Annotated in this window: 9 protein-coding genes; 8 read left to right on the top strand and 1 reads right to left on the bottom strand. The window is 63.2% G+C overall.

Going from position 1 to position 10,788, the window contains the following annotated elements:
* Together EOA36_RS15440 and EOA36_RS15435 are read left to right on the top strand one after the other, a co-directional pair.
* The coding region (locus EOA36_RS15440) for a YadA-like family protein (protein WP_245464363.1) at nt 1-1,285 on the top strand (1,285 nt) is incomplete at its 5' end.
* 127 nt (nt 1,286-1,412) lie between these two features.
* Entirely contained in the window at nt 1,413-2,009 is a 597-nt protein-coding gene (locus EOA36_RS15435; RefSeq protein ID WP_245464362.1) for a hypothetical protein, read from the top strand.
* Between the two features lie 135 nt (nt 2,010-2,144).
* Here EOA36_RS15435 and EOA36_RS15430 read toward each other — a convergent pair whose 3' ends face one another.
* Nucleotides 2,145-2,777 carry a LysE family transporter gene (locus EOA36_RS15430; RefSeq protein WP_189553227.1) on the bottom strand — a complete coding sequence of 211 codons (633 nt, stop codon included), beginning with the start codon at nt 2,775-2,777 and terminating at the stop codon, nt 2,145-2,147.
* Between the two features lie 484 nt (nt 2,778-3,261).
* Between EOA36_RS15430 and EOA36_RS15425 the strand changes: the two genes are divergently transcribed.
* The 6 genes from EOA36_RS15425 (at nt 3,262) to EOA36_RS15385 (ending at nt 10,553) form a co-directional block, all read left to right on the top strand.
* Entirely contained in the window at nt 3,262-3,660 is a 399-nt protein-coding gene (locus EOA36_RS15425) for a hypothetical protein (RefSeq protein WP_189343802.1), read from the top strand.
* Nucleotides 3,661-3,816: 156 nt separating this feature from the next.
* Entirely contained in the window at nt 3,817-4,212 is a 396-nt protein-coding gene (locus tag EOA36_RS15415; protein WP_167531558.1) for an SRPBCC domain-containing protein, read from the top strand.
* Between the two features lie 664 nt (nt 4,213-4,876).
* Nucleotides 4,877-5,338 carry an Rrf2 family transcriptional regulator gene (locus EOA36_RS15410; RefSeq protein WP_127278361.1) on the top strand — a complete coding sequence of 154 codons (462 nt, stop codon included), beginning with the start codon at nt 4,877-4,879 and terminating at the stop codon, nt 5,336-5,338.
* A gap of 31 nt (nt 5,339-5,369) precedes the next feature.
* Nucleotides 5,370-6,713: an FAD/NAD(P)-binding protein gene (locus tag EOA36_RS15405; RefSeq protein ID WP_127278360.1), complete on the top strand. Its 1,344-nt coding sequence runs from the start codon at nt 5,370-5,372 to the stop codon at nt 6,711-6,713.
* A 1,234-nt stretch (nt 6,714-7,947) separates the two neighbouring features.
* Nucleotides 7,948-9,387 carry a pyridoxal-phosphate dependent enzyme gene (locus tag EOA36_RS15390; protein ID WP_127278359.1) on the top strand — a complete coding sequence of 480 codons (1,440 nt, stop codon included), beginning with the start codon at nt 7,948-7,950 and terminating at the stop codon, nt 9,385-9,387.
* The gene (locus EOA36_RS15385) at nt 9,384-10,553 is read left to right on the top strand and encodes a PLP-dependent aspartate aminotransferase family protein (protein ID WP_127278358.1); all 1,170 of its coding nucleotides are present in this window, start codon (nt 9,384-9,386) and stop codon (nt 10,551-10,553) included. Before EOA36_RS15390 ends, EOA36_RS15385 begins: the two co-directional genes overlap by 4 nt.
* Nucleotides 10,554-10,788 lie beyond the last annotated feature (235 nt).

Here is a 10,788-nt window from a genome sequence, read left to right as displayed (position 1 = left end):
GTGCCAAGGGCGAAAAGGCAATGGACTAATGTCGGCCGCGACGGCGGTTTTCGGTGGACTGGCATCCTCCCAAGTGCCCGCCCTCGGGACGGCAGTGATGGTGGCGATCGCGGCCACCGGCTTTGTCGCCTTCACGCCGGGCGCAGCACGCGCGGGAGTCATCTGCTCGGATTTCAATGGTGTGGACGGTGGAGCAGCCTATGCCGGAGGCTCGACCCGCTCCACCGCATGCGGATATTTCGCCAACAGCAATGGCGATTTCTCGACAGCTATGGGCGATAGCGCGGGCGCCATTGCGGACAACAGCGTGGCGCTCGGCTACCTCGCTAACGCGGGCGGTTACTATGACCCCTATGGCAGCCCCACTATCAACTATGAGAATTCGAACACGACAGCCATCGGCGCCGGGGCTCAGGCCGGGGCCCGAGGGGCGGGCGGGTCAAATGCCACCGCCATTGGCGCTTCGGCTAAAGCGCGCGCTTTGAACTCCACCGCGCTGGGCGCGGGTGCGACCGCCCTCCAAGACAACTCCATGGCGATCGGAGCGGGCGTTACGGCGACGCGCGAAAATCAGGTCATGCTTGGCACGGGCAGCAACACCTACACGCTGGCCGGGATCACTTCGCAGGCGAGCACGGCCGCGCAGGCCGGCCCGACCTATCTGGTGACGACAGACGCCGGCGGCAATCTGGCGGCGTCGACATTCGATGTGGCCACGCTTACGAATTTGCCTGCACAGGTCGCCCAGAACGGCATCGCCATCGCCGATCTGAACAGCACGGTGAGCAGCCACACGACGCAGATCACCGCCAACACCACCGAGCTCGCCGACCACGAAACGCGCATCGCCAACAACACCTCACAGATCAGCACCAACACCCAAGAACTCGCCAATCATGAGACGCGTATCACCAACAACACCAACGAGATCGCGGATCTCGACACCAGGGTGACGACCAACACCAGCAACATCACCCAACTCGACGGCCGCGTCGGCGCTCTCGAGGCCGGCCTCCAGGGCCTGGATGACCAGATCAGCGAAAACCGCACGGAAGCCCGTGCCGGCACCGCGCTGGCTCTGGCCACGGCGGGGCTGCGCTATGACGACAGGCCGGGAAAATTGTCGCTGGCCGGCGGCTTCGGCAACTTCAAGGGCCAGTCGGGCCTGGCGCTCGGTCTCGGCTACAATCCCAGTCTGGATTTCCGGCTCAACGCCGCCTTGTCGGCGACCACCAATCGCGGCGATGTCGGCGTCAGCCTCGGGGCTTCGTGGACGCTGAACTGATCACGAGTGCGAGGGGGCCGCTGGCGGCCGCGTTCCCACAGACGCGGTCGCCAGTATCGCCTGCCGCCGGCTCGATTCCGACTTCAGAGGTCACATGAAGCGCCTAAACTCTTCAGCAACAGGGCGGATGACCCAGGCTGCGGTGGCAGCCTTGCTGTCGGCCGGCTTGATGGCGGCATCCCCGGGCGTTGCCTGGGCGCAGACCAAAAAGGCCGAGAAGGGCGACAAGGTCCGCGCGACCCACCCGGCCAGCATCGACCGCAACGGCGTGCTGATCCTGATCCGCGGCACGCTTCTGGCGCTCGACCAGGCCAACAAGACCGGCAATTACACCGTGCTGCGCGATCTTGGCTCGCCGAATTTCCAGGCCAACAGCGCCGCCCAACTCGGCGACATCTTTGCCAACCAGCGCAAGCAGGCGCTCGATTTCGGCGCCGTCGCCGTGCTCGATCCACAGCTGACCTTGCTGCCGCAGATCGAACCGAACGGCATGCTGCACATGGCTGGCTTTTTCCCGTCGGTGCCAATGCAGGTCAATTTCGAGCTTCTATTCGAGCCGGCCAACCGGCAGTGGAAAATCTACGGCGTGTCGGTCAACCTCACCTCTGGATCACCGCAGGCGCCCGACACGCCGGTCGCCGAACAACAGAAGTCCAACGATGCCGGTTCGCCACCGGACGCGCCTTCGATGGACGTGCAGCCGAAGGCGAAGGCAAAGCCGTAGCCGCGGGCATTCGAGCGGCTAGCCATCTCATGCAAGTGCGAACCGCTCCATCTCCAACGCACTCCGGGCTCCCGGAGCATTTCCGCACGGGGAACCGCTTCACACTTTCCCGGAATGGCCAACCTGCTCGGAAAGTCAAATGCGCAGGGCGCTTGCCAGCAGGGACAGCGCGAAGACGAACAGACCCGAACTGAAGCCGAGATTGACGTAGCGCAGGCCGCGCGCGCTCAGCCGCTTTCGCAGATGGTTGGTGGCCAGCGTCAGCGTTGTCCACCAGCTTGCCGAACCGATCAGCACGCCGGCCGATACAAGCGCCAGGGTTTGCCAGGACGGCAAGCCCGCCCCCAGGATCCCCGGCGTGAGCGTGAGGAAACCAAGCAGTGTCATCGGGTTGCCCAACGTCCAGATCAGCCCCGTCAGATAGGCCCGGCCCGACGGCATACGGCGCTGCAGGGACGTGTCCAGCGACGGTGTCAGCCGCGCCGCCGTTGCGGCCATGTAGAGCAGGAACATGCCGGCGCAGAGCTGCAGCCATACGTGCCATCCCATCAGCATGTGCGCCACCGCCCCGAGCCCGGCGGCGGCAATAGAGGCATAGACCGAATGTGTGGTCGCCGCGCCATAGCCGGTCGCCAGACCGGGTACGATGCCGCCGGCGATCGTGCGCTGCACGCATAAGAGCCCGGTGGGACCGATGGGCGCGGCGACCGCGAACCCCAGCAAGGCGCCCCGCATCATGTTGAGGAGAAGTTCCGGCGTGCCCGACATGCTGACAGATCTTCCTTTGACCGCACGTCGTCGGGGGAGCCCGGCCAGGCAACAGCCTGGGCCAGATGCCAGCCGTGGCCGGCAACGGTCACCCGTTTTCGTGAGCTGCTTCGACATTCTTCCGGTAGGACGGCCGTTGGCGGGGCTGACAAGCCAGTCGTCTTGAATCTCTCCAAGTATTAGCGAAATGTAATGTTCCGTCTCGCGCTATAGAGACGGCGTTCTGTCCCGTGAGTTGAAGACCTGACCGATGTGCCGGCGCATTCACTGGCGGTGGAGAAAATCTAGAATTCTCCTGATGAGCGTCACATGCTTTTGAATTCAGTCCAACCTTAAGCCGGCGCACCCAATCACGAAATGGTCGTCGCGGCGTCCACCATTTGGATTAGGCTTGACACCCAGCTTCTATTTTTTTCTACTGACTTGATCGCGAAATCGAACGAGGATCGACCCCGTTGAAGCGATATCGGCGCAGCAGCACGCCATGTCCGACCGGGGCCGCCAGCCCATGTTGGTCAGCATGACTGCCCGATCCTATCCGGCGGAGCGCATTTCAGAACTCATCGGCACCATCTACGATTGCGTCCTCGATCCTGGCCGATGGCCATCGGTCGTCGACAACATTCGATTGGGAGCTGAAGTTCTGCTACGCGGTTCTCGGGTGTATCCGCTTCCGGGCGGCGAAGTTACGCTCGGCGTCGCGACAGGCATCGATTCGGTGAGGCTCGGCGAGGTTCCCGCCCATGGCCAGGACCTGGTCGACCTCTGGGGTGGCGACATCAGGGTCAAACAATATCCGCTCGAGGAGCCGTGGCTCAAGGCCACGCGCTATGATGTCGTCTGTCTTCAAGAACTCAAAACCTCGGATGAGAAGTTCGGTTGAGGCGATCGGCGGCGCTGCTTACGGCGAGCTGGCCAGCGGCATTGAGCGAGGCGCTGCGTGAATGTGTGATTTGAGCCGTGAACGACATGGAAAGGGACAGACCTCACCCACGCAAAATCTTGAAGGCACGATATGAACTTTGACATTAGGGCCAGAGTGTCGCTTCTGATCAACGCTAACCCGCAGGTTGTCTTCGACGCATGGGTTGACCCACCTGCGATGGAGCAATGGCTTTTCAAATCGCCGACTAACATCCTGAGGGCAGTGACCAATCCGCAACCGGGCGGGACATACTCGATCATCGAGCACGACGGGGACAGCGTCATTACGCATGACGGCATATACTCGGTGGTCGACCGCCCTGCCCGCTTAGCATTCAGCTTGGTAGTTCCCCAGCACTTCGAGGGGACGGCGTTCATCGAGATCCTGATTGCGTCCGAGGGTACGCAGTCACGCCTTGATTTCCTGGCCGCCGGAGACGGGCCTGAAGACGCGCAGAACCTTTGGAACCGGATGCTCGCAAATCTCGCCGAGCTGTTGAACCGAAAGTGAGTGGCCAAGGACAGCCACCGCCATTTCTTGGGCTATTAGCAAGTCAACTTTCCGGGGCGGAGCCGAAAGCAGGCGTTCCGTTTTCGGCATGGCTGTTAGGCCGACATTGAGGTTACGCGTGCCGCCGACAGCACAGCCAGCCCTCGTCTTTGTGGCTAAAACGACATAGAGCGATCGCATAAAGGGTCGAGGCATAGCGGCGCGTGACCGCGATGCAACATGATGGGCGTCGAGGGCCGTGGCATCGCCCCTGTGAGAGCAGGATTCCCGAATTAGCTGGCTTGGTGCAATTCCGTACCTCGAATGGGGATGGAATTGACAAACCATTTCGCGCCAGCGGGCATAAGTATAGTAATCTTATCGACATAGAGAATTGGAGGCGACGATGACGGGCCATGTCGAGCGTATCGCGATTGCCGGCGTCACCGGATCCCGGCCGCCGGCCGGTGCGCGTCTAAACCCCGTTTCTGTGTCGCTGGCGTCACAAGGCGGGCCTAAAATCGCCGCAACGGTTTGAAAATCAAGCAAGATCAACCGCAATTGGCTTGTATATCATGTCACTAGAATTTATGTGTCATGGATGGTTCGGCGCGGCGGGGAGGCACGCCGGGCGTTTCGCAACGGATGGCTGCGCGCCGTCTCATGATAGAGAAACGTTCGCTTCATGCTCACCAAAAAAGGCAAGTACGGCCTCAAGGCGCTCGTCCATCTCGCGCGGATGCCGGCCGGGCAACTCGCTTTCGTTGGCGATATCGCGACCGGCAACAACATCCCGAAGAAGTTTCTCGACGCCATACTGGGTGAGCTGCGCAATGCCGGCTTCGTCCAGAGCCGCAAGGGCAAGGATGGCGGCTACCGCCTGGCGCGACCCGCCGACGAGATCAAGGTCGGCCACGTCGTGCGCGTGCTCGACGGTCCGCTGGCCCCGATCCCCTGCGCCAGCCGAACACAATATCAGCGCTGTGAAGACTGCAACGAGGCGACATGCCAAGTCCGACATCTGATGCTGGAAGTCCGGCAGGCGATCGCCGAGGTGCTCGACCAGCGCAGCCTCGCCGAGATGCGCGACATTGCCGACGACCTCCCGGTCGCGCGGGACGACCTGCCGGTGAAGGTCCTGGCCTGAAGCCGGCGCTTCGTACGGGGCTCGCTCGCGCATGACCGGGCGAACCAACTCGATCAATTCCATCATCATCGTCGGCGGCGGCGCCAGCGGCGTCGTGCTCGCCGCGCATCTGCTCAAATCGCCCAATCCGGACCTGCGCGTCACGCTGATCGAAAAGCGCCCGCATTTCGGCCAGGGCATCGCCTATTCGACACTGCTGTCGGCGCATGTGCTCAATGTCGGCGCGGCCGGCATGAGTGCCTATGCCGACGATCCCGGCAATTTCTGGCGCTGGCTGCTGGAGCGCGGGCTGGCGACAGCAGAGCAGGCGCCGGTCTACGCGCCGCGCAGCCTCTATGCCCGCTATCTCAAGGAATTGCTCGACGATCTGGAAACGCGCGAGCGCGAGACCGGACGGCTGCGCCTGATCCGCGAGGAGAGCCTGTCGATCTCACCCACCGCATCCGGGGTCGAGGTGGCACTCGCCAACGGCACCAGCGTGGTCGCCCATCTTGCCGTGCTCGCCACCGGCCATGACGAACAGCCCGCGCAGGGCCATGCGATCCGGATGGGATCGGAGGCCGACACCGCGCTCGATCCAGACAGCCGGATCGTGGTGCTGGGCACGGGCTTGAGCATGGTCGACGCCTTCCTTTCCCTGGAGCAGCGCGGCCATCGCGGCGACATCATCGCGGTGTCGCGGCGCGGCCTGCTGCCCTCGCCGCACCGCAAGGGCAATCCGATCAAGCTCGACGTCGCCGACATCCCGCTCGGCACCCAGCTTTCCTATTTCGTCGGCTGGTTCCGCGACCTCATCCGCGAGAACCAGAAGGCAGGCGTCGACTGGCGCGACGTCGTCGACGGCCTGCGCCCCTTCAACCAGAAGATCTGGCAGAACTGGCCCGCCTCGGCCAAGCGCCGCTTTGTCGAACACACCAAGGCCTGGTGGGACATCCATCGCCACCGCATGGCACCCGAGGTCTACGCCAGGGTGACGGAGGCGGTGCAATCGGGGCGCATCCGGCCGATCGCCGGGCGCGTCGTCGGCGTCACGCCGGGCGACAGCTTCGCGGTGGAGGTCCAGTCGCGCCACACCCAGCGCCTCGAAACATTCGACGCCGCCCGCATCTATGATTGCTCCGGCATCGTGCGCGACATCTCGACCTCGTCGAACAGCGTGGTGCGCTCGCTGGTCGACCGCGGTCTGGCGCGGCCCGATCCGCTGCGCATCGGCCTCGACGTCTCGGCCGATTGCGAGATCATCGCCGTCGACGGCACCGTCTCGCGAAAAATCCTCGCCGTCGGGCCGCTGACGCGCGGCACCTTCTTCGAGATCGACGCCATTCCCGATATCCGCGTCCAGTGCGCCAGGCTGAGCAAGCGGTTGCTGGGATAGAGCAATTCCGGCGGCGATCGTATTTTTGGCCGACCCGTCTTCGGCTCGACCCGAAAGCGGCTTCCGCGATCGCACCATAGTCGGCTGGGTGCAGTCTGGTATTTATCCGGGGCGGCCCTATGTCAGCCGAACAACTTCCGTTCTTAACTATAAGACGGCAGGACTAAAGTCTTGCGTGCCGGTGGGCCTTGGTCTGAGGGGCCTTCAAACGTTCCGTACTTGTCCATTGGACGTTCCGTACTTTAGTCAATTGAGATATACGTGACTTGACGCAGACCCGTTGCAAAGGAGGCGCGATTCCAGCGCTTTCGGTGTTGCCGATTTGCTCGGAAACCCGGTTTCGAGCCAGGCTTTCTTTTTAGCTCGCAACGGCCGATTTCGACCGGATCTCCTTGACGGCGTTTGCGGTGGCGTCAGCGGTCTTGAGCGCGAGAGCGATGCAAAAAATGCCTTCCGCCGTCCGGATCGAAAGGATGCCTGGAAGGCCCTTCTCATCCTTGCACGTAAGGCTACGATTTGAAGCTGGCCTAGGGCTGCCAAGGGGAAAAGAATGGCCGGTGCGGGGATGCTTGGGTTGAAAGCAGGTCGCACCGGCCATTGCGGGTTAGGCTTCGATTTGGGATCGTCCCCCGCATGACCAAGCTATATGTATATTAGCTATAGCTCAACTGAGACTGAAGTCCCTCCCGCTGTCAGCCGGAAGCATAGCGTTCAGCCGCCCAAAGCCTCACACACGGCGCGCGCGGTCTCGGCGCCGGAAAAGTTCTGCTGGCCGGTGATCAGGTTGCCGTCGCGCACCGCACATTGCCATGTGCACGTTCGGCTAGCATGGTGAAATCGGCGGCTTCAACGAACGAGATGGTTCGTTAGACGGATGAGACGGTGCCGCAGCTTGGGGCCGTTGAGGTCGGCGCCCTACGGCGCCCCCCTCTGGCCTGCCGGCCATCTCCCCCTCAAGTGGGGAGATTGGCTGTGGCATCGTCTTCGCCAATCGTCGACTTTGTAAAATGGTGCGGCCCGCGAAGCTGTTGATCTCCCCCCTTGAGGGGGAGATGCCCGGCAGGGCAGAGGGGGGCGCTGTCCCGCCGGCGTCCCGGTCCGGCAGCGTATCGCCTCGCCCTGACGGGCGGCTGGAATTTCATTCCCCGTCTGGCCACCGGATTGGCACGATCTATCTTCTTTCCAACTGCGATCGGCTGGAAAAGACGCTAGGTTGATCCATGGAGGCTCCGACATGAGCGAGCACAGAAAAGCCACGGCCGACAGTGCCGCCTCGGACGGCGTGACATCCCGCCTGCGCCCGCCCTATGCGTCGGTGCTCGATCTGATCGGGCAAACGCCGATCGTCGAGCTGACCAAGTTCGATACTGGAAAATGCCGGCTGTTCATCAAGCTCGAAAGCCAGAACCCAGGTGGCTCGATCAAGGACCGCATCGCGCTGTCGATGATCGCGGCGGCCGAGAAGGATGGCAGGCTGAAGCCGGGCGGCACCATCGTCGAGGCGACCGCCGGCAATACCGGCCTTGGCCTCGCCCAGGTCGGCATCCCCAAGGGCTATCGCATCATCCTGGTGGTTCCCGACAAGATGTCGCGTGAAAAAATCCAGCACCTGCGCGCGCTCGGCGCCGAGGTGCGCATGACGCGCTCCGATGTCGGCAAGGGTCATGCCGAATACTACCAGGACATGGCGGAGAAGATCGCCGCCGAACTGCCCGGCGCCTTCTACGCCAACCAGTTCGCCAACCCGGCCAACCCGCTGGCGCATGAGACGACCACCGGCCCGGAAATTTTCTGGCAGCTCAACAGTGATGTCGACGCGGTGGTGGTCGGCGTCGGCTCGGGCGGCACGCTGACCGGGCTTGGCCGCTTCTTCGCTGGCGTGTCGCCGAAGACGGAGATGGTGCTGGCCGATCCGGTCGGCTCGGTGCTGGCGCCGCTGATCAAGACCGGCAAGATGGAAGAGGCGGGGAGCTGGACGGTCGAAGGCATCGGCGAGGATTTCGTGCCGCCCAATGCCGATTTGTCGCTGGTCAAGAAAGCCTATTCCATCACGGACAAGCAGAGCATGCTGGCGGTGCGCGATCTGCTGTCGCGGGAGGGCATCCTGGCCGGTTCTTCCTCGGGCACGCTGCTGTCGGCGGCCCTGCGCTATTGCCGCGAACAGACGGTGCCCAAGCGCGTCGTCACCTTCGTCTGCGACAGCGGCAACAAATATCTGTCGAAAGTGTTCGACGATTTCTGGCTGGCCGAGCAGGGGCTGGCCGAGCACGAACAGCATGGCGATCTGCGCGACCTCGTCATGCGCACCCACCGCACCGGCGACACGGTGTTCGTCGGCCCCGACGAAAGCCTGCTCAACGCCTATGGCCGCATGCGCCGCTCGGATGTCTCGCAGCTGCCGGTGCTCGACAATGGCAAGCTGGTCGGCATCGTCGACGAAAGCGACATCCTTGCCCATGTCGACGGCCCCTATGACGGGCGCTGGGAGCGCTTCAACGGCCCGGTGCGCACGGCGATGACCTCCAACCTGCACACGCTGCAGGCCAGCCAGACGCTGGACGCGCTGCTGCCGGTGTTCGACCGCAACGAGGTCGCCATCATCTTCGACGGCGACGAGTTCGTCGGCCTGATTACCCGCATCGACCTGATCAACCATCTGAGGCGCGCACGATGACCACATCCGGAAAGAACCGCCTGGCGTTTTCGACGCGCACCATCCATGGCGGCCAGAGCCACGATCCGCTGACCGGGGCGGTGATGGTGCCGATCTACGCCACCTCGACCTATGGCCAGCAGTCGCCCGGCGTGCACAAGGGTTTCGAATATGCCCGCAGCCAGAACCCGACGCGCTTCGCCTTCGAGCGCGCCGTGGCGGACCTGGAAAGCGGCTCGGCGGCTTTCGCGTTCGCTTCCGGCCTGGCGTCGATCGCCACAGTGCTGGAGCTGCTCGATTCCGGCGCGCATATCGTCGCCACCGACGACATCTATGGCGGCTCCTTCCGGCTGATGGAGCGGGTGCGCAAGCGCTCGGCCAGCCTGCAGGTCTCTTTCGTCGATTTCACCAATCTGGCCGCGGTTGAAGCCGCGATCCGGCCGGAGACAAAACTGCTGTGGGTCGAGACGCCGACCAATCCGTTGCTGCGCATCGTCGACCTCGAGGGCGTCGCGGCCCTGGCCCGGCGGAAGGGAATTTTGTCCGTCGCCGACAACACGTTCTGCAGCCCCTATATCCAGCGGCCGCTGGAGCTCGGCATCGACATCGTCGTCCACTCGACGACAAAATATCTCAACGGCCATTCCGACATGGTCGGCGGCGTCGCCGTCGTCGGCGACAACAAGGATCTCGCCGACCGGCTGAAATTCCTGCAGAACGCCATCGGCGCCATTTCGGGCCCGTTCGACAGTTTCCTGGCACTGCGCGGCTTGAAAACCCTGGCGCTCAGGATGGAGCGCCATTCCGCCAACGGCCTGAAGATCGCGCAATGGCTGGAAGCGCGAAAAGATGTGCGCCGCGTCATCTATCCCGGCCTCGCCAGCCACCCGCAACATGGCATCGCCGTCCAGCAGATGCATGCCTTCGGCGGCATGATCACGGCCGTGCTCGACCGCGACCTCGCCGGCACCAAACGCTTCCTTGAACGCACACAGCTGTTCACGCTTGCCGAAAGCCTCGGCGGCGTGGAGAGCCTGATCGAACACCCGGCGCTGATGACGCATGGCTCCATTCCCGCCGAGAAGCGGGATGAGATCGGCATATCGGATTCGCTGGTGCGGTTGTCGGCGGGGATAGAGGATGGCGATGATCTGATCGCCGATCTGGATCAGGCGCTGGGGGGCTGACACGAGCGCTCTGGGCGGCTTATGCCGATACCTGTCGGGTGTCGGCGCCCGCCCCTCACCTGCCTGCCGGCATCCTCTCCCCGTATAGTGACGGGGAGAGGGCGCTTTTGTCCGAACCGGATAGATAGGTAACAGAATGGACCGATAGCATGGGTGACAGTTTTCTTGTCCGCCGGGAGGACCGGCGATGGTTTGGCGAGAAACTGGGATCATGGACGAGCGGCTACGGTTTGTT

This window comes from Mesorhizobium sp. M8A.F.Ca.ET.021.01.1.1 (assembly GCF_003998025.1).
In the GTDB taxonomy this organism is placed as follows: domain Bacteria; phylum Pseudomonadota; class Alphaproteobacteria; order Rhizobiales; family Rhizobiaceae; genus Mesorhizobium.
Note: the sequence above shows the minus strand (reverse complement) of the source record. Positions and strands in the feature narration are given on the sequence as shown.

Excerpts from the sequence above, each read along its gene's own strand:
- EOA36_RS15435 (WP_245464362.1), top strand. The coding sequence starts at position 1,413 with ATGACCCAGGCTGCGGTGGCAGCCTTGCTGTCGGCCGGCTTGATGGCG.
- EOA36_RS15430 (WP_189553227.1), bottom strand. The coding sequence starts at position 2,777 with ATGTCGGGCACGCCGGAACTTCTCCTCAACATGATGCGGGGCGCCTTG.
- EOA36_RS15425 (WP_189343802.1), top strand. The coding sequence starts at position 3,262 with ATGTCCGACCGGGGCCGCCAGCCCATGTTGGTCAGCATGACTGCCCGA.
- EOA36_RS15410 (WP_127278361.1), top strand. The coding sequence starts at position 4,877 with ATGCTCACCAAAAAAGGCAAGTACGGCCTCAAGGCGCTCGTCCATCTC.
- EOA36_RS15405 (WP_127278360.1), top strand. The coding sequence starts at position 5,370 with ATGACCGGGCGAACCAACTCGATCAATTCCATCATCATCGTCGGCGGC.
- EOA36_RS15390 (WP_127278359.1), top strand. The coding sequence starts at position 7,948 with ATGAGCGAGCACAGAAAAGCCACGGCCGACAGTGCCGCCTCGGACGGC.
- EOA36_RS15385 (WP_127278358.1), top strand. The coding sequence starts at position 9,384 with ATGACCACATCCGGAAAGAACCGCCTGGCGTTTTCGACGCGCACCATC.